Annotated in this window: 29 protein-coding genes; 14 read left to right on the forward strand and 15 right to left on the reverse strand. The window is 68.6% G+C overall.

Annotation, left to right across the window (positions count from 1 at the left end):
- Positions 1-25 precede the first annotated feature (25 nt).
- The 3 genes from kdpB to ACP699_RS13250 are packed head-to-tail and all read right to left on the reverse strand — an operon-like array spanning position 26 to position 3,938.
- Positions 26-2,167, reverse strand: coding sequence for a potassium-transporting ATPase subunit KdpB (kdpB, locus tag ACP699_RS13240; protein WP_426171724.1), 2,142 nt, complete (start codon positions 2,165-2,167; stop codon positions 26-28).
- A 2-nt stretch (positions 2,168-2,169) separates the two neighbouring features.
- Entirely contained in the window at positions 2,170-3,849 is a 1,680-nt protein-coding gene (gene kdpA, locus ACP699_RS13245; RefSeq protein WP_426171727.1) for a potassium-transporting ATPase subunit KdpA, read from the reverse strand.
- A complete protein-coding gene (locus ACP699_RS13250) occupies positions 3,849-3,938 on the reverse strand; it encodes a potassium-transporting ATPase subunit F (RefSeq protein ID WP_017201862.1) in 90 nt (29 codons plus the stop codon). The genes kdpA and ACP699_RS13250 overlap by 1 nt, the downstream gene beginning before the upstream one ends.
- A gap of 206 nt (positions 3,939-4,144) precedes the next feature.
- Between ACP699_RS13250 and ACP699_RS13255 the strand changes: the two genes are divergently transcribed.
- Positions 4,145-5,308, forward strand: coding sequence for an SLC13 family permease (locus ACP699_RS13255; RefSeq protein ID WP_426171729.1), 1,164 nt, complete (start codon positions 4,145-4,147; stop codon positions 5,306-5,308).
- A gap of 88 nt (positions 5,309-5,396) precedes the next feature.
- On the opposite strand, the gene ACP699_RS13260 is transcribed toward ACP699_RS13255, so the two are convergent.
- Positions 5,397-5,912, reverse strand: a complete 516-nt coding sequence (locus ACP699_RS13260) for a hypothetical protein (protein WP_426171731.1) — start codon at positions 5,910-5,912, stop codon at positions 5,397-5,399.
- Between the two features lie 306 nt (positions 5,913-6,218).
- Positions 6,219-6,722: a MarR family winged helix-turn-helix transcriptional regulator gene (locus ACP699_RS13265; RefSeq protein ID WP_164743624.1), complete on the reverse strand. Its 504-nt coding sequence runs from the start codon at positions 6,720-6,722 to the stop codon at positions 6,219-6,221.
- 336 nt (positions 6,723-7,058) lie between these two features.
- Between ACP699_RS13265 and ACP699_RS13270 the strand changes: the two genes are divergently transcribed.
- Positions 7,059-7,460, forward strand: a complete 402-nt coding sequence (locus tag ACP699_RS13270) for a nuclear transport factor 2 family protein (RefSeq protein WP_400643880.1) — start codon at positions 7,059-7,061, stop codon at positions 7,458-7,460.
- Positions 7,461-7,534: 74 nt separating this feature from the next.
- Positions 7,535-8,560: an NADP-dependent oxidoreductase gene (locus ACP699_RS13275; protein ID WP_426171734.1), complete on the forward strand. Its 1,026-nt coding sequence runs from the start codon at positions 7,535-7,537 to the stop codon at positions 8,558-8,560.
- Positions 8,561-8,638: 78 nt separating this feature from the next.
- Here ACP699_RS13275 and ACP699_RS13280 read toward each other — a convergent pair whose 3' ends face one another.
- Together ACP699_RS13280 and ACP699_RS13285 are read right to left on the reverse strand one after the other, a co-directional pair.
- Positions 8,639-9,514, reverse strand: coding sequence for an NmrA family NAD(P)-binding protein (locus tag ACP699_RS13280; protein WP_426171736.1), 876 nt, complete (start codon positions 9,512-9,514; stop codon positions 8,639-8,641).
- A gap of 161 nt (positions 9,515-9,675) precedes the next feature.
- On the reverse strand, positions 9,676-10,323 hold the full coding sequence (locus tag ACP699_RS13285) for a DsbA family oxidoreductase (RefSeq protein WP_426171738.1): 648 nt from the start codon (positions 10,321-10,323) through the stop codon (positions 9,676-9,678).
- Between the two features lie 88 nt (positions 10,324-10,411).
- Between ACP699_RS13285 and ACP699_RS13290 the strand changes: the two genes are divergently transcribed.
- Positions 10,412-11,116, forward strand: coding sequence for a DUF1361 domain-containing protein (locus ACP699_RS13290; RefSeq protein WP_167497475.1), 705 nt, complete (start codon positions 10,412-10,414; stop codon positions 11,114-11,116).
- Positions 11,117-11,125: 9 nt separating this feature from the next.
- Here ACP699_RS13290 and ACP699_RS13295 read toward each other — a convergent pair whose 3' ends face one another.
- Positions 11,126-11,254, reverse strand: coding sequence for a hypothetical protein (locus ACP699_RS13295; RefSeq protein WP_017831252.1), 129 nt, complete (start codon positions 11,252-11,254; stop codon positions 11,126-11,128).
- A gap of 80 nt (positions 11,255-11,334) precedes the next feature.
- Positions 11,335-13,455 (reverse strand): APC family permease, encoded by a 2,121-nt coding sequence (locus ACP699_RS13300; protein ID WP_426171741.1) that lies wholly within the window; start codon positions 13,453-13,455, stop codon positions 11,335-11,337.
- Positions 13,456-13,538: 83 nt separating this feature from the next.
- On the opposite strand from ACP699_RS13300, the gene ACP699_RS13305 reads away from it, so the two are divergent.
- The 6 genes from ACP699_RS13305 to ACP699_RS13330 all read left to right on the forward strand — a co-directional run bounded on the left by ACP699_RS13305 (position 13,539) and on the right by ACP699_RS13330 (position 18,405).
- Positions 13,539-14,627, forward strand: coding sequence for a VanZ family protein (locus ACP699_RS13305; protein ID WP_426171743.1), 1,089 nt, complete (start codon positions 13,539-13,541; stop codon positions 14,625-14,627).
- A gap of 10 nt (positions 14,628-14,637) precedes the next feature.
- A complete protein-coding gene (locus ACP699_RS13310; protein ID WP_055869293.1) occupies positions 14,638-15,372 on the forward strand; it encodes a GTP pyrophosphokinase in 735 nt (244 codons plus the stop codon).
- A 62-nt stretch (positions 15,373-15,434) separates the two neighbouring features.
- On the forward strand, positions 15,435-15,722 hold the full coding sequence (locus ACP699_RS13315) for a hypothetical protein (RefSeq protein WP_055876405.1): 288 nt from the start codon (positions 15,435-15,437) through the stop codon (positions 15,720-15,722).
- 96 nt (positions 15,723-15,818) lie between these two features.
- Entirely contained in the window at positions 15,819-17,444 is a 1,626-nt protein-coding gene (locus ACP699_RS13320; protein ID WP_426171746.1) for a molybdopterin-dependent oxidoreductase, read from the forward strand.
- Between the two features lie 41 nt (positions 17,445-17,485).
- Complete coding sequence (locus tag ACP699_RS13325; RefSeq protein ID WP_055869295.1) at positions 17,486-17,974, forward strand: MogA/MoaB family molybdenum cofactor biosynthesis protein; 489 nt, start codon at positions 17,486-17,488, stop codon at positions 17,972-17,974.
- Positions 17,971-18,405 carry a molybdenum cofactor biosynthesis protein MoaE gene (locus ACP699_RS13330; protein ID WP_426171748.1) on the forward strand — a complete coding sequence of 145 codons (435 nt, stop codon included), beginning with the start codon at positions 17,971-17,973 and terminating at the stop codon, positions 18,403-18,405. The genes ACP699_RS13325 and ACP699_RS13330 overlap by 4 nt, the downstream gene beginning before the upstream one ends.
- A gap of 117 nt (positions 18,406-18,522) precedes the next feature.
- On the opposite strand, the gene ACP699_RS13335 is transcribed toward ACP699_RS13330, so the two are convergent.
- The 6 genes from ACP699_RS13335 to ACP699_RS13360 form a co-directional block, all read right to left on the reverse strand.
- A complete protein-coding gene (locus tag ACP699_RS13335) occupies positions 18,523-18,756 on the reverse strand; it encodes a MoaD/ThiS family protein (RefSeq protein WP_055869296.1) in 234 nt (77 codons plus the stop codon).
- Positions 18,753-19,247, reverse strand: coding sequence for a cyclic pyranopterin monophosphate synthase MoaC (gene moaC / locus ACP699_RS13340; protein WP_055876414.1), 495 nt, complete (start codon positions 19,245-19,247; stop codon positions 18,753-18,755). Before moaC ends, ACP699_RS13335 begins: the two co-directional genes overlap by 4 nt.
- Positions 19,244-20,479, reverse strand: coding sequence for a molybdopterin molybdotransferase MoeA (gene glp / locus ACP699_RS13345; protein WP_151486780.1), 1,236 nt, complete (start codon positions 20,477-20,479; stop codon positions 19,244-19,246). Before glp ends, moaC begins: the two co-directional genes overlap by 4 nt.
- Complete coding sequence (locus ACP699_RS13350; protein ID WP_426171752.1) at positions 20,476-21,261, reverse strand: HesA/MoeB/ThiF family protein; 786 nt, start codon at positions 21,259-21,261, stop codon at positions 20,476-20,478. The genes glp and ACP699_RS13350 overlap by 4 nt, the downstream gene beginning before the upstream one ends.
- Positions 21,262-21,265: 4 nt before the next feature.
- Positions 21,266-22,180 carry an esterase/lipase family protein gene (locus ACP699_RS13355; RefSeq protein WP_426171754.1) on the reverse strand — a complete coding sequence of 305 codons (915 nt, stop codon included), beginning with the start codon at positions 22,178-22,180 and terminating at the stop codon, positions 21,266-21,268.
- Positions 22,181-22,265: 85 nt separating this feature from the next.
- Entirely contained in the window at positions 22,266-23,654 is a 1,389-nt protein-coding gene (locus ACP699_RS13360; protein WP_426171756.1) for a D-alanyl-D-alanine carboxypeptidase family protein, read from the reverse strand.
- Positions 23,655-23,793: 139 nt separating this feature from the next.
- Here ACP699_RS13360 and ACP699_RS13365 point away from each other — a divergent pair, with 139 nt between their 5' ends.
- From ACP699_RS13365 to ACP699_RS13380, 4 genes are read left to right on the forward strand one after another with little or no spacing between them, the layout of a single operon-like run.
- On the forward strand, positions 23,794-24,186 hold the full coding sequence (locus tag ACP699_RS13365) for a TOBE domain-containing protein (RefSeq protein ID WP_055876426.1): 393 nt from the start codon (positions 23,794-23,796) through the stop codon (positions 24,184-24,186).
- A gap of 1 nt (position 24,187) precedes the next feature.
- Positions 24,188-24,964, forward strand: coding sequence for a molybdate ABC transporter substrate-binding protein (gene modA, locus ACP699_RS13370; RefSeq protein ID WP_426171759.1), 777 nt, complete (start codon positions 24,188-24,190; stop codon positions 24,962-24,964).
- The gene (gene modB / locus ACP699_RS13375) at positions 24,961-25,749 is read left to right on the forward strand and encodes a molybdate ABC transporter permease subunit (RefSeq protein ID WP_426171761.1); all 789 of its coding nucleotides are present in this window, start codon (positions 24,961-24,963) and stop codon (positions 25,747-25,749) included. The genes modA and modB overlap by 4 nt, the downstream gene beginning before the upstream one ends.
- The gene (locus ACP699_RS13380) at positions 25,746-26,825 is read left to right on the forward strand and encodes a sulfate/molybdate ABC transporter ATP-binding protein (protein WP_426171763.1); all 1,080 of its coding nucleotides are present in this window, start codon (positions 25,746-25,748) and stop codon (positions 26,823-26,825) included. Before modB ends, ACP699_RS13380 begins: the two co-directional genes overlap by 4 nt.
- Positions 26,826-26,925 lie beyond the last annotated feature (100 nt).

Below are 26,925 nucleotides of genomic sequence, written 5' to 3' on the forward strand. Positions count from 1 at the left end.
GTCTGGATTCCTTTTCAGAGCCGGGTCAGAAGCCCGGGATGAGGCTGATCACGAGGTCGATGAGCTTGATGCCGATGAACGGGGCGATCACGCCGCCGAGGCCGTAGATCAGCAGGTTGCGCTGCAGGATCTGCGAGGCGCTCGCCGGCCGGTACTTCACTCCGCGCAGGGCGAGCGGGATCAGGAAGACGATCACGATCGCGTTGAAGATGATCGCGCTGGTCACCGCGGAAGCCGGCGAATGCAGCTGCATGATGTTGAGCGCCGCCAGTCCGGGGAAGACCCCCATGAACATCGCGGGGATGATCGCGAAGTACTTCGCGATGTCGTTCGCGAGCGAGAACGTGGTGAGAGCTCCTCGGGTGATGAGCAGCTGCTTGCCGATGCGCACGATGTCGATCAGCTTGGTCGGATCGGAGTCGAGGTCGACCATGTTGCCGGCCTCCTTCGCCGCCGACGTGCCGGTGTTCATCGCCACGCCGACGTCGGCCTGCGCGAGAGCGGGGGCATCGTTGGTGCCGTCGCCGGTCATCGCGACCAGCCGACCGCCCTGCTGCTCGTGGCGGATCAGCTCGAGCTTGTCCTCGGGAGTCGCCTCGGCGAGGAAGTCGTCGACACCGGCCTCGGCGGCGATCGCCTTCGCCGTGAGCGGGTTGTCACCCGTGATCATGACCGTGCGGATGCCCATCGCGCGCAGCTCCTCGAAGCGCTCGCGCAGGCCGTCCTTGACGATGTCCTTGAGGTGCACCACCCCGAGGACACGGCCGGGGGCACCGGGCGTCGTCACCGCGACCACGAGCGGGGTGCCGCCGCTCTCGGCCACCGAGTCCGTGCGCTTCGTGAGCTCGACGTCGTCGCCGTCGAGTCCGAGCCAGGCCCGCACCGCGGAGCCGGCACCCTTGCGGATCTGCGTGCCGTCGCTGAGGTCGAGGCCCGACATGCGCGTCTGCGCCGTGAAGGGGACGACCACCGCATCATCCGGTGCTGTCACCTGGATGCCCTGTCCCGCGGCGAGCTCGACGATCGAGGCGCCTTCGGGAGTCGGGTCCGCGAGGGAGGACAGCGCCGCGACGCGGAGGAGCTCGTCCGCATCGATGCCGGGAAGGGGCAGCACCTCGTGCGCACGACGGTTGCCGTAGGTGATGGTTCCGGTCTTGTCGAGCAGCAGCGTGGTGACGTCTCCTGCCGCTTCGACCGCCCGGCCTGACATCGCGAGCACGTTTCGCTGTACCAGACGGTCCATGCCCGCGATGCCGATCGCCGACAGCAGCGCCCCGATGGTGGTCGGGATCAGGCAGACGAGCAGGGCGATGAGCACCGGGATGCTGACGGGGGATGCAGCGTACGAGGCGATCGGGTTCAGGGCCAGCACCACGACCACGAAGATGATCGACAGGCTCGCGAGCAGGATGTTGAGGGCGATCTCGTTGGGGGTGCGCTGACGACTCGCGCCCTCGACGAGCGCGATCATGCGGTCGACGAAGGTCTCGCCCGGCTTCGAGGTGATGCGCACCACGATGCGGTCAGACAGCACGCGGGTGCCGCCGGTCACGGCACTGCGGTCGCCGCCGGATTCGCGGATCACCGGGGCGCTCTCGCCCGTGATGGCGGATTCGTCGACCGTGGCGATACCCGCGACGATGTCGCCGTCTCCGGGGATCAGCTCGCCCGCGGTGACGATCACGATGTCGTCGCGCTGGAGTTCGGCGGACGAGACCTGGGCGGTCGCGGTGCGCTCGGCTGCGGCGTCTGCGGCCTTGTCGTAGCCGACCACCCGACGGGCCATCGTGCTGGTGCGGGTCTTGCGCAGGCTCGCCGCCTGGGCCCTTCCGCGGCCCTCGGCGACGGATTCGGCGACGTTCGCGAACAGCACGGTGAGCCACAGCCAGATCGCGATGCCCCAGGTGAAGGGCGCCGGAACCGGGGTGCCGCCCGAGTCGGCCGGGCCGCCCAGGAACGGCTCGGCGATCGCGAGCACCGTGGTGAAGGCGGCGCCGACCCAGACCAGGAGCATGACAGGGTTTCGGACCAGGGCTGCCGGGTTGAGCTTGCGCAGGGCTCCGGGAAGGGCCTGCACGAGCTGCGACCAGCCGAAGGAGCGTGGCGGTTCTGCGGGGGTGGATGCCGGGGCATCCTGCTGTTCGGAGGGAGTGGTGATGAGGGTCATGGTCAGACGAGTCCTTCAGCGAGGGGTCCCAGTGCGAGCACGGGGAAGTAGGTGAGCGCGGTGACGATGACGGTCACGGCGAGGAGCAGGCCGACGAACTGCGGTCGGTGCGTGGGCAGGGTGCCGGATGTGGCAGGGATGCGCTCCTGTGCGGCGAACGAGCCGGCCAGGGCCAGCACGAGCACGATCGGCAGGAAGCGTCCGAGCAGCATCGCGATACCGAGCGCGGTGTTGAACCACGGGGTGTTCGCGGTGAGTCCGGCGAACGCGGAGCCGTTGTTGTTCGACGCCGAGGTGAACGCGTAGAGCACCTCGCTCATGCCGTGCACGCCCGGGTTCAGGATGCTCGTGGACTCCACGTCTTCGCGGATGCCGGGAACGGCGAAGCTCAGCGCGGTGCCGACCAGCACGAGTGTCGGGGTCACCAGGATGTACAGGCTCGCGAGCTTGATCTCCCGCGGACCGATCCGCTTGCCGAGGTACTCCGGGGTGCGGCCGACGAGCAGTCCGCCGACGAACACCGCGATGATCGCGAGCACGAGCATGCCGTACAGGCCCGAGCCGACGCCGCCGGGGGCGACCTCGCCGAGCATCATGTTCAGCATCGGCATCATCCCGCCGAGCGCTGTGTACGAATCGTGCATCGAGTTGACGGCACCCGTCGATGTGAGGGTGCTGGCGCTTCCGAACAGCGTCGAGCCCAGGATGCCGAAGCGCACCTCCTTGCCCTCCATCGCCGCTCCGGCGAGTTCGGGTGCGGTGCCGCGGCCGGCGAGTTCGAGCGCCGAGAGCGTGAAGGTCGACACCAGGAAGATCGTGCCCATCACGGCGGCGATCGCGTAGCCCTGGCGGTGGTCGCCGACCATGCGCCCGAAGGCGCGGGGCAGGGAGAACGGGATCACGAGGATCAGGAGCACCTGCAGCAGGTTCGTGAAGCCGGTCGGGTTCTCGAAGGGATGCGCGGAGTTGGCGTTGAAGAAGCCGCCTCCGTTCGTGCCGAGGAGCTTGATCGCCTCCTGCGAGGCGACCGGACCGCCGGGGATGGTCTGGGTGCCACCGGAGACGGTGGTGATGTCGGTGAAACCGGCGAAGTTCTGGATCACGCCGCCGGCGAGCAGCGCTACCGCCCCGATCAGGGCGATCGGCAGCAGGATGCGTCCGAGGCCGCGGATCAGGTCGACCCAGAAGTTGCCGATGGTGGTCGAACCGCGACGGGCGAGACCGCGGATCAGCGCGATGGCGATCGCGAGGCCGACTGCGGCCGAGACGAAGTTCTGCACCGTGAGGCCCGCGAGCTGCACGGTGTAGCCCACGGTCTGCTCGGGGGAGTAGGACTGCCAGTTGGTGTTCGCCACGAACGAGGCGGCGGTGTTGAACGACAGGCCCTCCGGCACCGCCGGGAGTCCGAGGGACTGCGGTAGGAACGCCTGCAGCCTCTGCAGGCCGTAGACGAGGAGGACGCCGACCACCGAGAACGCGAGCACGCCGCGGGCGTAGGCACGCCAGGTCTGCTCGGATGAGGAGTCGACGCCGATGAGTCGGTACACGCCGCGCTCGACCCGCAGGTCGCGCGCCGAGGTGAAGACATGGGCGATGTAGTCGCCGAGAGGGCGGTAGAGGAGCACGAGCACGACCACGACGGCCGTGAGCTGCAGGATGCCGAACCAGATCGACGCGTCCATCAGAACCTCTCCGGCGCGACGAGCGCGACCACGAGGTAGACGACGGCGGCGACCGCGAGGGCGGCGGCGAGGATCTCGAAGACGATCACAGCCGCTCCACCCCCTTGGCCACCAGGGACACGAGGGCGAACAGCGCAAGAGTCAGCGCGATGTAGATGATGTCGAGCACGGATCCGATACAACTCCCGCACGGCTCCCGTCACGGCGATCCTCACGCTTCCCCTACGCCCTCCGAGCAGATGCATGCGGGTTGCTCACGATCGAGCCCTATGCTCACGAGGTGGGAATCAGAAGGATGAGGATCGGGGCCGGGACGTGGATCGTCGCCGGACTGGTCGTCGTCGCGCTCGTCTGCGTGGTCAGCGGGCTCCTGCCGCACGCCGATGCCGGGGCTCTCGGCGCACGGATAGCCCCCGTGCTGGGGTTCGTCGTCGCCATCACGATCGTCGCCGAGCTCGCCCGCGACGCGGCGGTCTTCGACGTGGTCTCGCAGCGGCTCGCCCGCTGGGGCCGGGGGCGGGTGCTGGCTCTGTGGGCGCTGGTGGTCGCGCTCGCCGTGGTGAGCACGGTGTTCCTGTCGCTCGACACGACAGCGGTGATCGTCACCCCGGTCGTGGTCGTCCTGGCGCAGAGCATCGGCGTCTCACCCCTCCCGTTCGCGTTGGCGACCGTCTGGCTCGCCAACACGGCATCCCTCGCGCTCCCGGTGTCGAACCTCACCAACCTGCTCGCCGCCCCCGCGATCGGCGACGGGCCGGGGGCGTTCATCGCTCTCAGCTGGGCGCCCACGCTGGTCGGCATCCTCGTTCCCGTCGCGATCCTCACGATCATGCATCGGCGTACCGTCTTCGGTGCGTACGAGACGCCGGTGCCGCGCAGACCCGCCGATCCGACGCTGTTCTGGAGCGCCACCGGCATCCTCCTTGTGCTGATGCCACTGCTCGCCCTCACCCATGACGTCTGGATCCCGGCCACGGTCGCCGCCCTCGCGCTGATCGGCCTGTTCGCGGTGCGGAGGCGGCGTGCCCTGCGGCTCTCGCTGGTCCCGTGGCAGGCGCTCGCGCTCGCCGCATCACTGTTCGTGCTCGTGGAGGCCGCGCACGCGCAGGGGCTCCTCGACTTCCTGACCTCGCCGACCGCGAACGGCGATTCTGCCGGCGACCTGTTCCGGCTCGCCGCACTCGGGGCCGTGAGCGCCAACGCGATCAACAATCTTCCGGCTTATCTCGTGCTCGAGCCCGCAGCAGGCGATCCCGTCGCCCTGATGGCGTTGCTGATCGGGGTGAACCTCGGCCCGCTCATCACGCCCTGGGCCTCGCTGGCGACCTTGCTCTGGCACCACCGGGTCGTGGCGCTGGGCGTGACGATCCGATGGAGCCGCTTCATGCTGTGGGGCGCGGTGGCCGCGGTGCCGACCGTGCTCGCCGCCGTGCTCGTGCTGATGCTGGTCTCGGGCTAGCGACGCGGCGGAGTTCGAGCGGGCCTGGCTCTCGCATCCGACAGGCTCGAGCCCATCCGATGCCGTCGTGTCCCGGAGCGCTTCGGCGCTAGTCCCCGTCTTTCGCGTCTCCGCTTCGGCCCGGTGCCGCCATCGGGACGAAGGTGCGGTCTCCTGTCGCAGCCACGGAGTCGAGAAATGCGCCGGTCGCCCTGAGCAGTCGCGCGGTCCCGTCGTGTCCCTGTCGTCTCGCGACGGCGGGTCCGAGCCGACGAAGGAACTTCGTCGCCGCGGGCAGGGGGCGGAAGAACAGCGTGAGCTTCGATATGCGCCCGGTTTCGGCATCCAGGTCGATGAACTGCGCTTCGTTGAGTCGGACGTCGCCTATCTGCGCCTCAGCGAACAGGATCGCGCCGGACGGGATTCGCTCCACTCTGGTGTAGGTGATCTCGGTGATGACGTCGAACACGTCACGAAGCAGATCGACCACGCTCTCCGCGCCCTCGAAGACGAACTGATCGGTGACCGGCGACACGAGGACCACGTCGTCGGCGAGAGCACCGCGGGCGCGCTCCGCATCACCGCTCTCCCCGGCATCCATCCAGGTCTGCAACCAGTCGTTCATGCGCATGTCCCCCGGCGAGCTCGAAGAGCCATGATCCCCTCGGGTGACCCCCATCGACACAGCACCACCGGTCTTGCGAGATCGAGCACCACAACTACCTGCCGTTCGGTTTCGGTGAGTTCGCCCATTCTCCCGATGGCCTGTCGAGTCTGAGCGGGACGGTCAACGGGGATCCCTGTCTCCACACAGGAGTGCCGACTGCGCGATGAAGCGTGTGCAGCGGTGAGGATCATCTTACTGCGGATGATCTTGTCTGGTCCGATATGTCAGCCTGCGCTGAGATCTCGCACGCGGCTGATCGGTCGGCTACGGGGTCGGCGAGGACGAGATGCGCCAGAGGAAGGAGCGGAGGTCCGCGATCTCCGGGGCGCTGAAGCTCGACATGAGAGTCTCCACCGCTTCCTGTCCGAGCTGATTCGCCTCGGCCAGGACCTCGGCTCCGGCCGGCGTGGTGGTGGGGATGCGCACCTTGCGGTTCGAAGGGTGCGCGGTGCGCACGAGGAGGCCGTCGTTCTCGAGGCGATCGATGATGCCGCCGAGGGTGGTCTTGTCCAGACCGACGATCTGAGCGATCTCCGTCTGGGTATGTCCTGCTCCGTCTCCTGCGACAGAGAGGACGAGGGTGTCGCGCACATCTCGAAGCCCGACCGAGCGACAGGCTTCATCGAACGTCGCCGTCAGGGCGCGTTCGGACTGACGCAACATCCAGACGAGCGCCGCGCCCTCCGGACCCTCGATGGTCGCGCACGGCGCGATCGAGGGTGTGGAGAGATCGATGTCGGGGAGCACGTCCTCATTGTACTCAGGCATATCAGACCTCCCAGGATCATCTGTTGTAAGATGATCTTGGCCCGTGCAAAGTGTCATCCTGCGTCGGGCCGCAGGGTTCCTCCCATGTGGGGGCCGGAGAAACCCTGCCGACGTGACCGCGGATCCCTTCGGGCGCCGTGACGGTGAGCGCATTCCGCGGACCCTTCCGCGCTCCGTTGCGCGCGCAGGAGAGAGGCATCGCCTGATTTCAGGCCCACTTCCCGTCCTTCCCGGGCCGAGCCTCCTGCAGATTATCCGAGATAAGATCATCTCATATCGTTCAATAAGTGGGCGGCGGTCGGGATCCGACAGTCGTCGTCCAGGAAGGAATTCATCATGAGCACCCCAGAGAAGTCCGTACTGGATCGCATGTTCGCAGCCTTCGCAGCGCAGGACGCGCACGCCGCGGCAGCGACCGTCACCGATGACTCGGTCTGGATCCACCACGGCACCCAGAAGCTGCCGTCCATGCGTTTCGAGGGCAAGGCCGCGGTCACCAAGTTCTTCGAGATCAACTTCACGACCATGTCGGTCGAGCAGTTCGAAGTGCTCAGCATGGTGCAGGAGGGCGATGTCGTCGCCGTGTTCGGCCGCGAGAAGTTCACGATGAGCAACGCCGAGGGCGACTTCACCCAGAAGTGGGTGCAGGTCTACACCTTCCGTGACGGTCTGATCGCCCGCATGGAGGAGTACGCGACCTCCGCTCCGGAGAGCGACTACAACGTCATCACGGAATAGATGATCTCGGTGGTGGGCTGCGGCCCACCACCTCTCCTCTGATGATGATCCAGACATCCGTGACGGAAGAAGCCATGAGCAACAACGCTGCCGAACCCCTGCCCACCTCGACCAGGGCATGGTCCCTGGTGAGCCGCCCGGAGGGGCGACCCACGACGGACGACGTCGCCCTTCAGGTCCTCGCGCTCCCCGACCTCCAGGACGGGCAGATCCTCGTGGAGAACGAATACCTGTCGGTGGACCCCTACATGCGCGGACGCATGAGCGACAAGAAGTCGTATATGCCTCCGTTCGACGTGGGCGCGCCGATGGACGGACCTGCCATCGGCAGAGTGCTCGCATCGCGATCGGACGACTTCGTCGTGGGAGACCACGTCTTCCATGTGCTCGGATGGCGCGAGCATGCCGTGCTCGATGCCGACACGGCTTTTCCGGTGGACCCGGACGCGGCTCCCCTGCCCGCATACCTGGGGGTTCTCGGAATTCCGGGGCTGACCGCCTACGTGGGGATCGAACGGTTCGCCGAGATCTCGGGCGGCGAGACCGTCTACGTGTCGGGAGCCGCCGGCGCGGTGGGCAGCGTCGCAGGCCAGATCGCGAAGATTCGCGGTGCAGAGCGCGTGATCGGAAGCGCCGGCAGCGATGAGAAGGTGCGAGAGCTCGTCGAGGTCTTCGGTTTCGACGCCGCCTTCAACTACAAGACTGCGCCGATCGCGGATCAGCTCGCCAAGCTGGCGCCCGACGGGGTGGATGTCGTGTTCGACAACGTCGGAGGCGAGGCGATGGAAGCCGGGATCGGGGCGTTGCGCGTGCATGCGCGTTTCGTGCTCGCCGGCATGCTCTCGCAGTACAACGACGAAGCCGTGGTCGGACCTCGAAACCTCTGGCACCTCTCCATCACGCGTTCGCGGATTCTCGCGTTCATGGTGTCGGAGGAGATGGATCTGCGGGAGCGCTTCCTGAGGGAGGCCTCAGGCTGGATCGCCGAGGGCACGCTTCGGCACCGCGAGACGATTCGAGAGGGCTTCGACGGGATGTTCGATGCATTCCTGGCGATGATGCGCGGAGAGAACACCGGGAAGATGGTCGTTCGGGTGTGACACCTGCTCACAGGAGAAGGGCCGAGCTGCTGACCACGTCAGAGGCTCGGCCCTTCTGGTGTGCTTCTCCCGCGCTTCTCAGACGCCGCTCTCGGCGAGAGCACCCTGGTAGAGCTCGGACAGCATCGCCGGGAGCCCACGAGGGCGGCGCCCGAGCAGTGCGGTCAGGTCGGATGACACGACCTCGTACTGGCCGTCCTTGATATCGGCCACCGTCCCTGCGGTGAGGTGTCTCGCGAACTCGGGCATGCCGGTTCCCGCGAGCATCGAGGTGAACTCGTCCGCGGAGACGTCGCGATACTCGACAGGGGTGCTCACGAGTTCTGAGAGGGCCGATGCCACCTCGGCGTACGACCAGGAGCGGTCGGCGGTGAGAGTGTAGGTCCTGTTCTCGTGGCCGCCGTCGATGAGGACGTTCGCGGCTGCCTCAGCCAGCTCGGCACGCAGCACGTACGGCACGCGTCCCGCCCCGCCGGGCAACGAGAACGAACCGTCTCGCAGAGCCGGGCTGACGATATCCCGGATCGCCTCGGCATACATGGTGTTGCGCAGGAAGGTGTACCCCACCCCGCTCGCCGTGATGTGATCTTCGGTCTCGAAGTGACTGCTCATGATGTCCCGCACTCCGGAGGACGCGATGTCGCGGATGGCGAGGCCGGTGTAGACGATGTGCTCGACGCCTGCCGCGACGGCCGCATCGACCACCTGGCGTTGCTGGTGCGCTCGATTCATCGACATCGTCGAGATGAGCAGGAGAGTGCTGACGCCAGCGAAGGCGGGAGGGAGCGAGGCGGGGTCGTCGAAGTCGGCCAGCCGAACGGGCACGTCGACGAACCGTGCAGCCTTCGCGGCATCGCGCGCCAGGATCGTGAAGTTCCCCTCGAGGTTCGATCGGCGCAGGTGTGAGACGACGCCCCGCCCGAGCTGGCCGGTGGCACCCGTGACCATCAGCATCTAGGCCTCCTCTCGGGCGGCGGACTCGGTGAGGCGAGGCTCTGAGGGGTTCGACACGGTTCCGAGCACGGGAAGCACACAACCCTGCGGGGTGCACATCTCCTCGCCGCCGGCTTCATCTTCACCGTCGAAAGGCCGCAGGAGTGGTCTCTGCGATGCGCTCATGCGGATGCCCTTTCGTTCCATGCCTTTTCGAGGGCCGCGACGATCGTGCTCACGGGTTTCGCGCCGGAGAGTGCGTAGGTGCGGTCGATCACCACGAACGGAACGCCCCCGGAGCCGAGCGCGGTCAGTTCCGCATGATCGGCTTCGACGCTGCTGCGGAACCGACGCTCATCCAGCGCCGCCCGGGCTTCCTGCGCATCGAGACCCAGGGGTTCAGCGAATGTCGCGAGCTCCTCGCTCGTCCAGATCTCCACCCTGCTGCCGAACTTCTCGCGGAAGACGAGGTCCCACGCCTCTCGGTGCTTTCCCTTCGATGTCGCCCATGCCAGGAACTCATGCGCGAGCGTCGTGTTGCCGATGGTGTTGCCGGCCACGTGATAGGCCTCGATGCCGTCGGCGTGCGCGATGTCCTCGATGCGGCGGGCCATCTCCGTCGCCTCTTGTTCCGTTGCGCCTCGTTGCCTCGACATGTACTCGGTGAACTCCCACCCGGTGCCCTCGGGCAGCTCGGGGAGAAGCCGGAACGACCGGTGCTGGAGCTCGGTATCGCGACCGTGCTCGAACTGCTCGATCGCCGCGTTGATCCGCTCGTTGGCGATACCGCACCACGAGCAGACGACATCTGCCCACATCTCGACCTTCATCACACCATCGCTCTCTTCATCCGCGGATTGTATGGATCCATACTATCTGAACTCGGACGATAAGGGCTTTTCGGGTACGCTCCGTCAGGTGGTCATTCTCTTCGTGGGTTCTCTGGGGCTGAACATCTACGCGACGGTGCTCGTGGTGCTCAGGGCGCGGGTCTACGGCACCCGGCTGTACCGGCCGATGCTCTGGAACATCTTCTTGTCGATCGTCCCCGTTCTGATCCTCGCGGTGGTGATGGCGGTCTCTGTCGCGCTTGTCGTGGTGGCTCCGCCGCTCAGCGTGGCAGCGCTGGTCGTGGGAGGTGTGGCCTGGCTGCTCATGCTGCCCAACGCCAGCTACCTGATCACAGAGCTCAACCAGTCTCATCGCAAGGCCGACGACCCCGTGCCGCTGTGGTACGACATCATTCTCGTCATCTCGCTCGCGATGTCGGGGGTCATCAACACCGTGGTCAACGTGTTCCTCGCGCACACGATCTTCGCCCTGCAGTTCTTCGGAGATCAGGCCGGTGCCTTCACGAGATGGCCATCGCTCGTCGCCGTCGGGGGCGTCCTGGTGGCGATCGCGTTCGGCATGTACCTGGGGCGCTACATCCGCGTGAACAGTTGGGACATCCGGCACCCGGGCGCACTGCTGAGACGCGTCGGTGAGCACTTCCTCACCCGCACGACGCGAGGCGCAGCGATCGGTTTCACCGCGACATACGCGATCTTCCTCGCGTTGATCTACACCGTGGTCGCGGGGCCCATCGTCGAGAACCTCCTCAACGTCGAGGCTCAGCGCTGACCGCCTCGCTCAATGCCGGTCGGGCTTCGCTCCGAGGTCGGTCCACAGCCAGGTGAGATCGACCTGGACGGTCGGCGGCAGCGAGACGGACGCCGGGTCGAGGGCGGGGCGGAAGATCGATTCGTCGTGGATGCTCACACTCTGTATTGCGCGATAACGACCATCGGGTTCACGGAGATTCGAACGCGAGATCCGGAAGGGGCGGGGACGACGCGGACTCAGGCCTCGGGGGCGCCGTCCTGCGGCGGACCGGCAGGACGATGCGCGCGTCGGCCGTTCACGACCACTGGACGACCGGCGCGCTCCTGCCCGGGCAACGGGCGTGAGCGGCGGCCGTAGATGAGCTCCGAAGAGTCGAGCAGCCACGGCACGAGGGTGATCGACACCCCATGCACGAGCATCAGCTGGTTGGCGAGACGCCGGGCGCGACGGTTGTGCAGGAACGACTCCCACCAGTGACCCACGATGTACTGCGGCAGGTACACGGTGACGACGGACGAGCCGTGCTTCTCGCGGTACTGCTTGATGAACTGCGTGACCGGTTGCGCGAACGAGCGGTACGGGGATTCGACGATCACGAGCGGGATCGGCACGAGGTGGTCGGCCCAGTCCTTCTGCAGCTGCGCCGCATCGTCGGAGGCCACGGCCACGTGCACCGCCAGGGTCTTGCCGTGCTTGGCCGCGATCGCGTAGTCGATGGCCTTCACGACCGGCTTCTGCAGTCGATTGACGAGAACGATGGCGAGGTCGCCCGTCGCACCGAACCGGGTGGTGTCGTCGATCGCGATCTCGTGCTCGACGTCGCGGTAGTACCGCTTCACGCCCAACATCAGGAAGGCGAGGATCGGGATCGCGAAGAACACCAGATACGCGCCGTGCGTGAACTTGGTGATCGTCACGATGACCAGCACGAGCACGGTCATCACAGCGCCGGCCGAGTTGATGATGAGCCCGACCTTCGCCGAGCGGCGATCGGATGCCGTGGCTCCGTCGACTCCCGAGTCCTTCGTGTCCTCGACCGGTCCGCGAAGCACGCGTCGCCAGTGCCGCACCATGCCGATCTGTCCGAGCGAGAACGAGACGAACACACCGATGATGTACAGCTGGATCAGTGTGGTCAGCTTCGCCTGGAAGATCACGAGCACCGCGATCGCCGCGATGCCCAGCAGGATCATGCCGTTCGAGAACACGAGGCGGTCGCCGCGGGTGTTGAGCGACTTCGGAGCGTAGCCGTCGCGGGCGAGCACGGCCCCCAGCAGCGGGAAGCCGTTGAACGCGGTGTTCGCGGCGAGCAGGAGCACGCACGCGGTCGCCGCCTGCACGATGAAGAACGCGATGCTGCCGCCGCCGAAGGTCGCTGCGGCGATCTGGGCCATCAGGGAGGGCTGCGGATTCGTGCAGTCGAACCCGACGAGGTCGCAGGGGTTCTCGGCGTAGTGCACGCCGGTGATGAGGGCGAGGGCGGTGAGCCCGGCGAAGAGGCAGATGGCGATCGAGCCCATCAGCACGAGGGTCGACTGGGCGTTGCGCACCTTCGGGGCGCGGAACGCGGGGACCCCGTTCGACACGGCCTCGACGCCGGTGAGGGCGGAGCATCCGCTCGAGAACGCGCGCAGGATCAGCAGGATCACGGCCGCCTGCCCGAGGCTCTCGGCCTGCACCGAGAACTCGGCGCTCGAGGCCACGGGGGCGTCGCCCAGGAAGGTGCGGATCAGGCCGGTCACGATCATGACGCCGACCGAGCCGATGAACACGTACGTCGGGATCGCGAAGACCAAGGAGGCCTCGCGCACCCCGCGCAGGTTCACGACGATGATGAGCACCACGAAGCCGACGGCGAGCTCGATGCGGAAGGGGTCGAGGCCCGGCACGGCCGAGATGATGTTGTCGACACCGGAGGCGACCGACACGGCCACGGTCAGCACGTAGTCGACCAGGAGCGCCGCGGCCACGATCACACCGGGGATCTCGCCGAGGTTCTTCGACGCGACCTCGTAGTCGCCACCGCCCGACGGGTACGCCTTGATGAGCTGGCGGTAGCTGAGCACGACCACGACAAGCAGCACGACGACGGCGATCGCGACGAGTGGCGTGAACGACAGGAAGGTGAGCCCGCCGATCAGCAGGATCATCACCAGCTCCTGCGGGGCGTAGGCCACCGAGCTGAGGGCATCGGATGCGAAGATCGGCAGAGCCATGCGCTTCGGGAGCAGCTGGTCGTCGACCTGCTGACTCGTCAGCGGTTCTCCGATGAGGATGCGCTTGGCGCGCGGCGGTGCGTCCGCGGCCTCCCTGATTTCGTCTGGCACGTCGGGCGACACTACGCCTCCTGATGGCATCCTCACGCGATCCTCACGGAATCCCTACGGTGGGATGTGCGGTCCTCACGCAATCCTTACGGGCGCGGCTACACTGGCACGCGGTGGAAGATCAAGTGTTGCTCGGATTCATCGCGATCGCGGTGGGGGTGGCTTTCGGCATCCTTCTGTTCGTGCCGTTCGTAGCGGTCAGCTACCGGCGGCGCGGGCGACTCGGCTTCGGGCGCACGCTGCTCTGGCTCGCGGCTCTCATCTACTTCTGGGCCATCTGGACCTACACCCTGCTTCCGCTGCCCGACCCCGACACGATCCGCTGCGTGGGGGCGATCACCGATCCGATGTCGGTCGTGCGCGACGTGCAGAAGGCCCTCGCGGCGCCGGGGAACCCGCTGCGGCACCCGGCCCTGCTACAGCTGGTGTTCAACGTGGTGCTGTTCGTGCCGCTCGGCTTCTTCGTCCGCGTGCTCGCCGGCCGCGGCATCCTGACGGCGCTGGCCGCAGGCTTCGGTCTGTCGTTGCTGGTCGAGACCACGCAGCTGACCGGTGTGTGGGGCGTCTACCCGTGCGCGTACCGCTTCTTCGACGTGGGCGACCTCATGACGAACACGCTGGGCGCCGTCGTCGGGTGCACAGTGGCCCTCCTCGTCCCGAGGGCGCTGCGCGGCGCGAAGGCGAGCCCCGACGCTGACCTCCCGCGTCCCGTCACCCGCGGTCGCCGGGCCCTCGCGATGCTGTGCGATGGCCTCGCCTTCGGGTTCCTGAGCGTGGGCGTCAGTGTGACCGTGCAGCTGTGGCTGCAGTTCGTGGCCGACGACCGCGCAGCGGTGCTCGACGGCGGCCTCGCGTCCGCCGCGGGAACCATCGCCCCTTCGGCCCTCTTCCTGGCGCTGATCCTGATCAGCGGGCGCTCGATCGGTGACATCGCCGTGCAGCTGCGGTACACGGGCTCACCCCTGCCGGCGCCGTTCGCCCGGCTCCTGCGGTGGACGGGCGGCATCGGCGGGCTCAGCGCGCTCGCACTGCTGGGGGGACTCTTCGATCTCGCCTCGTCGCTCCTGATCCTCGTCGCGATCGTGATGCTGTTCACCACCCGCTTCGGGCGCGGGCTTCCCGGCGTCCTCTCCGGTCAGCATCTCGTCGACGCCCGCGCGGACATCAGGGATCCACAGCGGTTTCCGATCACGAAGCCGTAACGTCGAGGGCATGACGACTGTTCACGTCACCGAGGACACGATCAACCAGGCCCGCGTGCTGCGAGACGAGCTGCAGCGGTTCCTGCGCGAGTACGAGTTCGGGATGCGCGAGGTCGAGACGAAGATCTCGATCCTGCGCGACGAGTTCACGCACGACCACGCGTACAACCCCATCGAGCACGTGAAGAGTCGGCTGAAGTCGCCCGACAGCATCGTCGAGAAGATCGCCCGCAAGGGTATCGACGAGCCCGACTTCGACCGCATCCGCGCAGAGATCACCGACATCGCCGGTGTGCGCGTGACCTGCAGCTTCGTCGCCGACGTCTACCGACTGTTCGACCTGCTCACCGCGCAGGACGACGTCACCGTGCGCACGGTCAAGGACTACATCGCCCACCCCAAGGCCAACGGCTACAAGAGCCTGCACGCGATCATCGAGGTGCCCGTGTTCCTGTCGACCGGTGCGCTCTCGGTGCCGGTGGAAGTGCAGTTCCGCACGATAGCGATGGACTTCTGGGCGAGCCTCGAGCACAAGATCTACTACAAGTTCTCGAACCAGGTGCCCTCGCACCTCGTCGACAGCCTCTCGGATGCCGCGGATGCCGCCGCCGAACTCGACAGCCGCATGGAGCGACTGCACCGCGAGGCGCACGGGGTGCCGCAGCGCCAGCTCGCCCCGGCTCCCCCTCCCGCGCCGCCGGCGATCCCGGACGCTCCCACCGATCCACGGGTGGTCGGGGTCTGATCGGGGCGCGCCCGCGCGCGAGCGTGTTGCGCGCGCAGCCGCGGTCCTGGGAGCATCGGCTGGTGGGGAGAACGCAGGAAGCCGAGGCCGTCGAGGCCGACACCGACGTCGACGAAGTCGCGAAGATCGACCAACTCGCGGGAGTCGACCGTGAACGGCAGCGGTGCGAGTGCGACCACGGCGACGACGACGGCTACCAGCCGTGCGGGCGCAAGGCGAAGTGGCGCGTCACGGTCGACTGCGTGTGCGGCGAGGGCCACCCGCGTCGGGTCGAGATCCTGTGCTCCCGTTGCATGCGCACGCTGCGGCAGTTCCAGGGACGCGAGGCCATCACCGTGCGGCGTCTCTGACCTGCGGGAGCGTCTTCCGCCGATCCTCACATCCGATCGCGCCTCGGCTCCGAACAACGGGGGATCACACCGGACCCGGTGGAACAGGAGACGATCATGGTGCAGCGCCGCAGTGGCAAGAGATTCCTCGTCTGGGCCGCCCTCGCGGGCGTGATCGGCGGTGGCGTCTTCCTCGCGACGGCCGAGCTGTTCGCGCTGCTCTTCGCGCGCGCGGCCAGTCCGATCCTCGCGGTCGGCGGGTTCGTGATCGACATCGTGCCGCAGCCCTTCAAGGAGTTCGCGATCGCCACCTTCGGCGAATACGACAAGATCGCGCTGCTGGCCGGCCTCGGTCTCGCGGTGTTCATCGCCTCGGCGATCGCCGGCATCCTGCAGCTGGTGCGTCCGCCGCTCGGCGTGATCGCTCTGGTGATCGCGGGCGTGCTCTCGACCGCGGCGATCGTGACCCGCGCCGCGGTGACCCCGCTCGCCTTCCTTCCGCCGGTGCTCGGAACCGTCGCGGGGTCGTTCGTCCTCGTTCTCCTGTGCCGGCGCCTGCGCGGGTGGAGGGCATCCGTGGTCGGAACGCCGGGGGACGAGAACGACGACACGGTGTCCGCGGACGCCGCTGAGACCGGTGCCGACCTCGCCGCTGCGGAACCTGCGCGGCCGGGGATCGACAGGCGCCGCTTCTTCGTCCTCGCCGCTCTCGCCGGAGCATCCGCGCTGGTGGTGGGCATCACGGCTCGCACGGTGAGCATGGCCGTGTCATCGGTGGAGGCGATCAGGAGCGCGCTCAAGCTGCCCTCTCCCCGCACGACGGTCACGGTGCCGGACGGCGCCGAGCTCGACATCCCCGGGCTCAGCAAGCTGTTCACCCCGAACAAGGACTTCTACCGCGTCGACACGGCCCTCACGGTTCCCTCGATCGATCCGGACACCTGGCGTCTGGTGATCGACGGCATGGTCGACCAGCGTGTGGAGATGAGCTTCCAGGACATCCTCGACATGGGCCTCGACGAGTACGCCATCACGCTCACGTGCGTGTCGAACGAGGTCGGCGGCGAGCTCGTCGGGAACGCGAAGTGGCTCGGGGTGCCGTTGCGAGACGTGCTCAAGAAGGCGGGTGTGAAGTCCGGCGCCGACATGGTGCTCTCGCGCAGCGTCGACGGCTACACCGCGAGCACGCCGCTGTCGGCACTCACCGATGACAACCTCGATGCGATCCTCGCCGTCGGGATGAACGGTGAACCGCTCCCGCTCGAGCACGGTTTCCCTGTGCGGATGGTGGTTCCCGGACTCTACGGGTACGTGTCGGCGACCAAGTGGCTCACGGAGCTCAAGGTGACGACGTTCGCTCAGGATGAGGCGTACTGGACGCCGCGTGGCTACAGCGCCGAGGCGCCGATCAAGTTCGCCTCTCGCGTCGACACCCCCAAGATCGGCGAGGCGGTCGCGGCCGGGAAGATCCCGATCGCCGGAGTCGCCTGGGCGCAGTCGGTCGGCATCGAGCGCGTGGAGGTGAGCATCGACGACGGCGACTGGGTTCAGGCCACCCTGTCGGCGCCGATCAACGACGACACCTGGGTGCAGTGGTTCATGGAGTGGGATGCCACACCGGGCACGCACTATGTCGCGGTGCGCGCGGTGAACAAGAACGGCGACCTGCAGATCCAGGAGCGGGCACCCATCGCGCCGAACGGATCGTCGGGCTGGCAGCGTTCGCTCATCCGGGTCAACTGAGACCCGTGCGCGGTCACCCGCTCGGGCCTATGGTGGGAGCCATGGGCCCGTTCCCCGCACTCGTGATCACCGTCTCGGACCGCTCGTTCTCCGGAGAACGCGAGGATCGGGGAGGCCCGATCGCCGTGGGGCTGCTGCGTGAGGCAGGGTGGCACTGCCCCGACGCGGAGGTCATCGCCGACGGTGCGGGGTCGGTGGCGGATGCCCTGCGCCGAGCCGCCGCACGTGGCATCCGCCTGGTCGTGACCACCGGTGGGACGGGCGTCGGCCCACGTGATCTGACACCCGAGGGGACGCGGCGTGTGATCACCCGCGAGCTTCCCGGCATCGCCGAGGAGCTGCGTCGTCGCGGCCTCGCCGACACCCCGCTGTCCGTGCTGTCGCGCGGGCTCGCCGGCATCGTCGACCCGGCGGGCATGCTCGTGGTGAACCTGCCCGGCTCGACCCGCGCTGTCGCCTCCGGCGTACCCGTGGTGCTCGGCGTCGCCGCGCACATCCTGGATCAAGTGGAGGGCGGAGACCACTCATGAACGACGTGCGAATCGCAGCGGTATCGGAAGCGCGACTCGATCTGGATGCACACCTGGCGGCGGTCGAAGATCCCCGGCTGGGAGCGGTGACGACCTTCGTCGGTCGCGTTCGCGACAACGACCCGGACGCCGAGACGCCCGTGGTCGGACTGGAGTACAGCGCTCACCCCGATGCGGAGGCGGCACTGCGAAGGATCGCCCAGGAGGCCGGTGCCGGAGCGGAGGCCCCAACCGTGGTGGCCGTGAGCCATCGCATCGGACACCTCGACGTCGGCGATGCGGCCGTCGTGATCGCGGTCGCCTCCGAGCACCGCGCCGAGGCGTTCGAGGTGTGCCGGGCCGTCATCGAGGCGATCAAGGCAGACCTGCCGGTGTGGAAGCGTCAGCTCGAGGTCGACGGGTCGTCGTCGTGGAAGGGCATCGGCGGCTGATCCCCGCGCACCATCGCCGTTCTCGACGCGTCACCTGCATGAGGTTTTGCCGTATGCAGGAGGAAACGCCGGCCGGCGATCATGCAGCTGGCCGGCGGTCATGCACGTGGTGCGCTGTCAGCCGCCCGCGAAGGGCGGGAGCACGTCGATGAGCTCGGCGTCGTCGAGGGCGATGTCGCCGTCGGTGCGCACCCCGTCGACGAGCACCGCGCAGCGCGGCAGGATGTCGGCGAGAGCCGGATGCTCAGCCACGACGGCGGTCCGCAGAGCCAGGAGGGAACGTTCGCCGCGCTCCTCCTCGCCCGTCCCCGCGGCCTCTGCGGCGGCGGCGAAGTAGCGCACCCGCGTCATCGGGCTTCTCCGGGGGCGGCTTCTCCGGGGCGCACCCAGTCGCCCGAGCGCCCACCCGACTTCGCCACGATGCGCACGTCTTCGATCACGACCGCGCGGTCGACGCCCTTGATCATGTCGACGACCGCCAGAGCGGTGACCGAGACGGCGGTGAGAGCCTCCATCTCCACCCCGGTGCGATCTGCGGTGCCCACGGTCGCCTCGATGCGAACGCCGTCGTCGACGATGTCGAGCTCGACGCTCGCGCGGTGCACCCCGATCACGTGCGCGAGCGGCAGCAGCGAAGGCGTGGACTTGGCCGCCTGGATACCGGCGATGCGCGCCACGGCGAGCACGTCGCCCTTCGGTACGGTGCCGTCGCGGAGGGCGGCGATCACGTCGGTGCTGCAGCGCACGAAACCGCGGGCGGTCGCGGTGCGGACGGTCGGCTGCTTCGCGGTCACATCGACCATGTGCGCGCGGCCGCCGGCGTCAAGGTGGGGAAAGCTCATCCGACCAGCATGACATCGATCACATCGCCCACGGCGACGGTCTCGACCTCTGCCGGCACGATCGCGAACGCGTGCGCACGTGCGAGTCCGCCGGCGAGATGGGATCCAGATCCGCCGGCGGTCGCAGGACGCACCGTGCGCGCGGCGAGGTCGACCACGGCCGGCAGGTACTGGCGACGTCCCGGGGGCGGCGTCCACGATGCGTCGGCGGTGAACGGCGCACGAGGGCGGTGGATCAGGGCACGCCCCTGCATCGCGAGCAGGGCGGGGCGCACGAACACCTCGAACGACACCGCCACGCTCACGGGGTTCCCCGGCAGGCCGAACACCAGGCACCCGTCATCGAGCACTCCGAAGGCCTGCGGCTTGCCGGGCTGCATGGCGACCGCGCTGAACTCGACCTGTCCGCCGCCGTCGAAGGCCCCGCGCACGGGCTCGTAGGCCCCCGCGCTCACCCCGCCGGTGAACACGATCACATCGGCGCCGAGGGCGAGGGCTTCGGCGGTCACCGCCCTGACGGCGCCCGCCTCGTCCGGAACGCGCGCGACCAGCACCACCTCGGCATCGGCCTCGGAGACCAGTTGTTCGAGCAGCGGTCCGTTGGAGTCGGGGATGCGCCCGCGGGTGGGGGATTCCCCCGGTGCGAGCAGTTCGCTCCCGGTCGACACCACCGCCACGCGCGGAGCTCGCGTCACCGAGACCTCGGCGACCCCGGCGGCGACCGCGGCGGCCAGCTGGAAAGGACCCAGGCGCTCGCCGGCGTGCACGACCTCGTCGCCTGCGTGCAGGTCGGCCCCGCGTCGGCGCACGAACACCCCTGGCTTCGCCGGAGCGCGCAACACCCTCACCTCGTCGAGCGAGTCGGCGAGGCCACCGGCCGTGTCCTCGAACGGCACGATCACGTCGGCGTCGGTGGGGGTGGGGGATCCGGTCATGATGCGGGCGGCTTCGCCCACGCCGAGCGGGGGGTCGAGGTCGACGCCCGCGGGGAGGTCGGCGACCACGCGCAGAGTGACCGGGTTCTCCTCGGAGGCCTCAGCGACATCGCCGCCGCGCACGGCGAAGCCGTCCATCGCGGAGTTGTCGAACAGGGGGATGTCGTGGGCGGCGGCTGCGGGAGCGGCGAGGGTGCGTCCTGCGGCATCAGCCACCGGACGCGCCTCGCTCTCGATCAGGCGGACGGCATCGAGCACACGGGCGAGCTGCTCCTCGACCGTGCGGCGGCCGGTCATGCGCGCACCGCCCTCGTCGCCGTGGACGCCGGACGGATCGGTATCTCGTGCTGGCGGGAGGTGAGCGCATCGATCACCGCGAGCCGACCGAGCAGCGGTTCGCCGGCACCGCTCAGGAGCTTGATCACCTCGCCCGCCAGCAGCCCGCCGACCTGCACACACAGGGCTCCGAGAACACCGACCTGAGCGCAGCTGGGCGGCTCGCCCTCGGTGCCCAGAGGGAAGAGGTCGGCGAGCACCACCGGCTCCCCCTCCGGCGGGTCCGACCAGAACACCGTGGCCTGCGCATGCCACTCCTGCACGGCACCCCACACGAGGGGGAGCCCGAGCGCTTCGGCCGCTGCGGCCACATCGCGGCGGGTCGAGAACGAATCGCTCGTGTCGACCACCACATCGGCGCCGGCGAGCAGGCGTTCGGCGTTGACAGCGTCGAGGCGTTCGGGCACCTGGGTCACCACGGTCTGCGGAGCGAGGGCGGTGATGGCGCGCGCGGCGGATGCGGTCTTCAACGCTCCGATGTCCTCCACCCGGTGCGCCAGCTGGCGCTGCAGGTTGGTGAGCTCGACGATGTCGTCGTCGATCACCGTGATGGTGCCGATTCCCGCGGCGGCCAGGGCGAGCAGCACAGGGGAGCCGAGTCCTCCCGCGCCGATGATCGTGACATGCGCGGCGTTGAGGCGGCGCTGACCTTCTTCGCCGATGCCGGAGAGCACCGCGTGCCGGGCCGTGCGGACGAGTTCTTCGGGGTCCAGCGCGGCGACGGGGGCGACGAGGGGCTGCATGGGTTCAGCGTATGCCCCCGGTTCTGGCCTGGAGCGCATCGTCGACGACCGCGAACACCTCAGGATCCCAGGTGAGCGCCCGCTCCCACGGCAGGCCGAAGGCGTCGGCGAAGAAGATGCTGTGCACGTCGTCGTCGAAGCTGTGACGGACAGCGCGGGGGAGGACCTCGCTCGGCACGTCGTCCGCCCGAGCGCTCCGCTGCGACACGAGCCCGTCGTGCGGCCACAGCTGGAGCGGTTCGGATGCCGCGTGGAAGTGCCCGGCGCCGATCGCGGTGACGGTGATCGTGTCGAGCACTCCGACCTGCGTCGCATTCCACTCCCGAAGGAACCGGCGCGAGACCTGGTCGGCAGCGCCCTGCGAGTTCTCGGCGGCGTAGCTGCGCGATCTCTCCAGGATCTGGGCGGTCCCCTCGTCGCCGGCGGCGTCGTTCGCGGAGATCTCGCCGGTGAGCACATCGCCGAGCAGCGAACCCTCCCACGGGGTCCCGAGGGTGAGGAGTCGATGCACCGACGGTCCGGCCCCCTGCAGATGGCGGATCGCCGCGCGGGAGAACAGCCCGCCCATCGAGTGCGCGACGAGGTCGACGTCGGTGAAGCCGTGTTCCTCGCCGAGCCACCGCAGGAATGCGGCCAAGCGGGCACCGCCCTCGTCGATCCCGCCGACCGCGTTGACGGTCATCTCTGCGGGCAGCACGACGGGCGCATCAGCGAAACCCTGCCACCCGGCGTCTTCCCTGACCTCGCCGTCTCCGATGCGGGCGGGTGCGGTGAAGACCGCAGCGCCACGCTCGAGAAGATGAGCGCGAAGGGCGGTGAGCGTGTTGCCGGCGGCGAGGCCCGACCCGCTGGCGCGGTCGGGATCCGTGAACGGTGTCACTGCAGCACCGCCCGATACGAGAACGACAGCATCCGCCATGGTGTTCCTTCCGAAGACCTACGCGGTCAGGATAGGGCAGAACGCGGGTGCTCTGACGACGGTCGATCGGATCGCCCGTGTCGCCTCAGCGCGCGGCATCCGTCATCGAGCCGAGCTCGGACGGGTGGGTGAGTCGCCACCACTCGGACGGCGAGTCGATGCTGCCTTTGATCTGGACCCGGGCGGTGACGGTGTTCGGGCCCGCGGTCCAGGTGACGCTCCCCACGACCGAGCCGTCCCGATAGGTCGGCGGAGTCTCGATGTCCATCGTCACGGTGATCGGCGTGTCCGACCAGGTGAAGATCGATGCCGCCTCTCCGATGACCAGTCGCGCGGTGTCGCCCCACGGCGTCGAGATCGTGCCGATCTCCTGTCCTGAGGTCGCGACCGGCACCTGGTGGAAACCGGCGCGGACGCTGTCCAGAGTGGCGATCACGCTGGCGTTCACCGACTCGCGCGAGGGTCCTCCGAGCACGACACCGGTCACCGCGAGAGGGTCGGTGGTGCCCACGACGAGGGTCGCGGTGTACAGCAGGCTGTAGGTGCCCTCGCCGAGGCTGCCGGTCTTCAACCCCGTGATGCCGCTGGTTCCGAGAAGTCCGTTGGTGTTGTTGAGCGGGCCGGCGCCGGGGAGTGAGATCGATGGGGTCGCGACGATCTGAGCGATCACCGGATTCGCGGCGGCGAGCTTCCCGATCGCCAGGAGGTCGGCGGGCGTGCTCGTGTTGCGGGGGCTGATCCCCGTGGGCTCGGTGATCGTCGTGCCCGTCAGCCCATGGGCGGCGAGCCAGTCGCGCGTCGCGCCGAGGAACGCGCTCTGCGATCCGAAGATCCGGGATGACAGCGCCTCGGCGTAGTTGCTCGCCGAGGGGATCAGCATGGCGGCCAGGGCATCGCGCAGCGACATCGAGGTGCCGGTGGGCATGGGGGCGATGGTCGCCCCCATCACGTAGTACCTGTCGTAGAGGTCGTGATCGGATTTGTCGAACGTGATCGTCGGTCCGGGGTCTTCTGCGGAGGCGAGCGGGGAGGCCTCGAGGATGACCAACGCGGTGATGAGCTTCGTGATGCTCGCGATGGGGAGCGGCTCGCCGGTGCCGCTCGACGTCCAGATTCCACTCGCCGACTCGCCCAGGTAGGCGTCCGCGCCGGAGACGCTGATCGCCGATGCGCCGACCGGGGGCGTGGCGACCGCCGCCGCATCGACGGTCGGGGCCTGCGGTGTCTGTGTGGTCATAGTGGGCGCACCGACGGGAGCGGTGAGAGCCCACCCGACGTAACCGCCGGTCGCGGCCAGCAACAGGACGACGCAGACCGCCGTGATGATGAGACCGCGGCGCCTGCGCCTTCGGCGGACTACCGGATCGACGAGATCACGAGGGGAGAGGAACTCCTGCTCGTGCGTCATCAGCTCGGCGAAGTCGGACAGGTCGTCCGCCGGTGGATTCGGTGCCGTCATGGTGATAGTCATCATGTCGGACATCCGACGCACGCGGTATCGGCCATTCGGGGGACACGGGGATCGCGGCGCTTGAGGGTGGGGTGTTCGGCCGCGTCGTCGCAGGAACGGAGATTATCAGTAGATATCTCCGTATCTGCGGTAGATTCTCTTCATGCAGACCTACCGGATCGCCCGTGCCGCGCAGCTGCTCGGGGTGAGCGACGACACGGTCCGTCGATGGATCGAGCAGGGGCTGCTGCCGGTCACCGATGCGGTTCCGGCCGAGATCCCCGGGGATGCCGTCGCGGCGCGAGCCGTCGCCCTCGCGGACGAGGCGAAGAAGGCCGGAGACGTGCTCTCCAGTGCCCGCAATCGCTTCGTCGGCATCGTCACCCGGGTGCAGGTCGACGGGTTGATGGCACAGATCGACATCCAATCCGGACCGCATCGGGTCGTCTCGCTGATCTCGTCCGAAGCGGTGCGCGAACTCCAGCTCGAGGTCGGTTCGCTCGCCACCGCATCCGTCAAGGCGACCCAGGTCGTCGTCGAGGTCCCGAAGGGCTGACATGAACCGCACGTTCCGCCGTTCCGCCGTCGCCGTCCTCGCCGCCGTCGCGCTCGCCCTCACGGGCTGTGCGACCGCCGACGGGAGCACGGCCACACCGACGACGGCGGAGGGCGGCCTGAGCGGAGACCTCACGGTCTACGCCGCCGCCTCCCTCAGCGGGGCCTTCGACGCGATCGGAGAGGCCTTCACCGCCGAGAACCCGGGCGTGCGGTTCAGCCCTGTGTACGACGGCTCGTCGACCCTGGTCACGCAGATCCTCGAAGGCGCGCCGGCCGACGTGTTCGCATCCGCCGACGAGGCCAACATGGACAAGGCGGCCGATGCTGCGGTGGATCCTGCGTTGTTCGCCTCCAACACCCTCGTGATCGCCGTGCCGACCGGCAACCCGGGCGGGGTCGGGGCACTGGCCGATCTGGCCGACGTGACCACGGTGCTGTGCGCGCCGGAGGTGCCCTGCGGTGCGGCCTCCGCGAAGCTGCTCTCCACGGCGGGCGTGACGGTCGACGCCGCGAGTCTCGAGCAGAACGTGACGGCCGTGCTCACGAAGGTCGCCGCCTCCGAAGCCGACGCCGGACTCGTGTACGCCACCGACGTGATCGGTCGTGACGATGTCGAGGTGATCGTGCCCGACGGCGCCGACGAGGTCGTCAACCACTACCCGATCACCGCGCTCTCCGACGCGCCGAACGTCGAGGCGGCCGAGGCGTTCGTGGCCTTCGTGCTGTCGGCGGAGGGTCAGAGGATCCTGGCGGACTTCGGCTTCGGAGCCCCGTGAGCGCGGCACCTGCGCACGGATACGCTCCGCGCGCTCTCGCAGTTCCCGCCCTCGTCGGACTGCTCTTCCTGGTCCTGCCGCTCACCGCTCTCGTCGCGCGGGTGCAGTGGTCGACCTTCCTTGCGGATGTGACATCGCAGGCTGCGCTCTCGGCACTCCTGCTCTCGCTCGGCACCGGCCTCGTGGCCACCGTCGTGTGCATCATCGTGGGCGTGCCACTCGCGCTGTACATCGCCCGCTCCGGCCCTCGACTGGCAGCGGTGCTGCGCGCCGTCGTCACGGTGCCACTGGTGCTGCCGCCGATGGTGGGCGGTGTCGCGCTGCTGTACCTGTTCGGGCGTGCAGGGTGGCTCGGCGGACTCGGTCTGTCCTTCAGCACCCCGGCGGTGGTGCTGGCGCAGACGTTCGTCGCGCTGCCGTTCCTGGTGCTGGCCGTGGAGGGTGCCGTACGCACCTCGGGTGTGGACTACGAACGCACGGCGGCGGCGCTCGGAGCCGGCCGATGGACGATCCTGCGCCGCATCACCCTGCCGCTCGCGGCTCCGGGCATCGTCGCCGGCGTCGTGCTGTGCTTCGCGCGGGCCATCGGCGAGTTCGGGGCGACGGCGCTGTTCGCCGGAAATCGGCCTGGGGTCACGCAGACCATGCCGCTGGCGATCTACACGGCGTTCAACGGAGCGGGAGTGTCGCAGGGCACGGCGGTCGCCCTCGCGCTGCTGCTGCTCGCCACCGCGATCGTCGTACTGCTGCTGGTGCGCGGGTGGCGACCGGGGGTGACACGATGAGTCCGTCGGAGCACCACGCCGGCGCAGCGCCGGGGCTGCGGGCACAGGTGATCGTCGAACGCGAGCACTTCGCCGTCGAGGTCGCGGTGCAGGTCGCGGTCGGTGAGACCGTCGCCATCATGGGGCCCAGTGGTGCGGGCAAATCGACCCTCCTGCAGGCGCTCGCAGGGCTCGAGCCGCTGACTGCAGGGGAGATCGAGGTCGACGGACGCGTGGTCGACCGCGTCGCCGCTCCGCGCGTGCGGACCGCACCCATGAACCGGGGCATCGTGCTGCTCGGCCAGGATGCGCGGCTGTTCCCTCACCTGTCGGTGCGCGAGAACGTCGCCTTCGGCCCTCGCGCGGCAGGAGAGGACGCCCGCACCGCGCGCGACTCGGCCGATGAGTGGCTTGCACGCGTCGGACTCCCCGGCGCGGGGGATCGCATGCCGCGCGAGCTCTCCGGCGGCGAAGGGCAGCGCGTCGCGGTCGCCAGAGCGCTCGCCGCATCTCCGCGCGCGGTGCTGCTCGACGAACCGCTGGTGGCGCTCGATCCGGCGACGGCGGGCGACATCCGACAGATGCTGCGCGATCAGCTCACCGGGATCACCACGATCGCGGTCACGCACGACGCCGCGGACGCCGTCGCGCTGGCTGACCGTCTCGTGGTCATCGAGTCGGGGCGTGTCACGCAGACCGGACCCGTGCGCGACGTGCTGTCGGCGCCCGCCTCGGACTTCGTCGCCTCGATCGCGGGCGTCAATCGGCTGGTGGGCGTCGCGGCGGACGGCGGGTGGCGCAGCGGTCACCGGCGTCTCGCGAGCACGGATGCCGCCTCGCTCGCGCTCGCCGCGGTCGTGGGCTCGCCGCTCGCCGCAGTGTTCCGTCCCGAGCATGTGCAGGTCGTCGGTGATGCGGAATCGGATGCCTGGGAGACCGAGGTCACACGACTCGAATCCACGCTCGCCGGGGTGCGGGTGCAGACCCGGGCGTGCGCGGTCGACGTCTCGCTCGCCGAAGCGGACGGGCTCGCGCCGGGGGATCAGGTCCGCCTGCGGATAGACCCCGAGCGCGTGCGCTTCGTATCCGTGGTCTGAGCAGCCCCGCGGAGGCCGTCGAAACGCTGACAATCTCCCGCTCGCCGTCGCCGAGGCGGCCCCGACCGAGTCTCGGCGGGTTAGTCTCGAACGATGACGG

Origin of the sequence: Microbacterium sp. DWRC1-3 (assembly GCF_049896645.1) — a bacterium.
In the GTDB taxonomy this organism is placed as follows: domain Bacteria; phylum Actinomycetota; class Actinomycetes; order Actinomycetales; family Microbacteriaceae; genus Microbacterium; species Microbacterium maritypicum.

What these genes read in the sequence shown, in the direction of transcription:
- ACP699_RS13270 (WP_400643880.1), top strand. Translation starts at nt 7,059, where the DNA reads ATGAGCACCCCAGAGAAGTCCGTACTGGATCGCATGTTCGCAGCCTTC.
- ACP699_RS13265 (WP_164743624.1), bottom strand. Translation starts at nt 6,722, where the DNA reads ATGCCTGAGTACAATGAGGACGTGCTCCCCGACATCGATCTCTCCACA.
- moaC (WP_055876414.1), bottom strand. Translation starts at nt 19,247, where the DNA reads ATGAGCTTTCCCCACCTTGACGCCGGCGGCCGCGCGCACATGGTCGAT.
- modA (WP_426171759.1), top strand. Translation starts at nt 24,188, where the DNA reads ATGAACCGCACGTTCCGCCGTTCCGCCGTCGCCGTCCTCGCCGCCGTC.
- ACP699_RS13275 (WP_426171734.1), top strand. Translation starts at nt 7,535, where the DNA reads ATGAGCAACAACGCTGCCGAACCCCTGCCCACCTCGACCAGGGCATGG.
- ACP699_RS13300 (WP_426171741.1), bottom strand. Translation starts at nt 13,455, where the DNA reads ATGCCATCAGGAGGCGTAGTGTCGCCCGACGTGCCAGACGAAATCAGG.
- ACP699_RS13350 (WP_426171752.1), bottom strand. Translation starts at nt 21,261, where the DNA reads ATGCAGCCCCTCGTCGCCCCCGTCGCCGCGCTGGACCCCGAAGAACTC.
- ACP699_RS13260 (WP_426171731.1), bottom strand. Translation starts at nt 5,912, where the DNA reads ATGAACGACTGGTTGCAGACCTGGATGGATGCCGGGGAGAGCGGTGAT.
- ACP699_RS13310 (WP_055869293.1), top strand. Translation starts at nt 14,638, where the DNA reads ATGACGACTGTTCACGTCACCGAGGACACGATCAACCAGGCCCGCGTG.
- ACP699_RS13365 (WP_055876426.1), top strand. Translation starts at nt 23,794, where the DNA reads ATGCAGACCTACCGGATCGCCCGTGCCGCGCAGCTGCTCGGGGTGAGC.
- ACP699_RS13360 (WP_426171756.1), bottom strand. Translation starts at nt 23,654, where the DNA reads ATGATGACTATCACCATGACGGCACCGAATCCACCGGCGGACGACCTG.
- kdpA (WP_426171727.1), bottom strand. Translation starts at nt 3,849, where the DNA reads ATGGACGCGTCGATCTGGTTCGGCATCCTGCAGCTCACGGCCGTCGTG.
- ACP699_RS13285 (WP_426171738.1), bottom strand. Translation starts at nt 10,323, where the DNA reads ATGAAGGTCGAGATGTGGGCAGATGTCGTCTGCTCGTGGTGCGGTATC.
- kdpB (WP_426171724.1), bottom strand. Translation starts at nt 2,167, where the DNA reads ATGACCCTCATCACCACTCCCTCCGAACAGCAGGATGCCCCGGCATCC.
- ACP699_RS13255 (WP_426171729.1), top strand. Translation starts at nt 4,145, where the DNA reads ATGAGGATCGGGGCCGGGACGTGGATCGTCGCCGGACTGGTCGTCGTC.
- ACP699_RS13335 (WP_055869296.1), bottom strand. Translation starts at nt 18,756, where the DNA reads ATGACGCGGGTGCGCTACTTCGCCGCCGCCGCAGAGGCCGCGGGGACG.
- ACP699_RS13320 (WP_426171746.1), top strand. Translation starts at nt 15,819, where the DNA reads ATGGTGCAGCGCCGCAGTGGCAAGAGATTCCTCGTCTGGGCCGCCCTC.
- ACP699_RS13330 (WP_426171748.1), top strand. Translation starts at nt 17,971, where the DNA reads ATGAACGACGTGCGAATCGCAGCGGTATCGGAAGCGCGACTCGATCTG.
- glp (WP_151486780.1), bottom strand. Translation starts at nt 20,479, where the DNA reads ATGACCGGCCGCCGCACGGTCGAGGAGCAGCTCGCCCGTGTGCTCGAT.
- ACP699_RS13280 (WP_426171736.1), bottom strand. Translation starts at nt 9,514, where the DNA reads ATGCTGATGGTCACGGGTGCCACCGGCCAGCTCGGGCGGGGCGTCGTC.
- ACP699_RS13380 (WP_426171763.1), top strand. Translation starts at nt 25,746, where the DNA reads ATGAGTCCGTCGGAGCACCACGCCGGCGCAGCGCCGGGGCTGCGGGCA.
- ACP699_RS13355 (WP_426171754.1), bottom strand. Translation starts at nt 22,180, where the DNA reads ATGGCGGATGCTGTCGTTCTCGTATCGGGCGGTGCTGCAGTGACACCG.
- ACP699_RS13325 (WP_055869295.1), top strand. Translation starts at nt 17,486, where the DNA reads ATGGGCCCGTTCCCCGCACTCGTGATCACCGTCTCGGACCGCTCGTTC.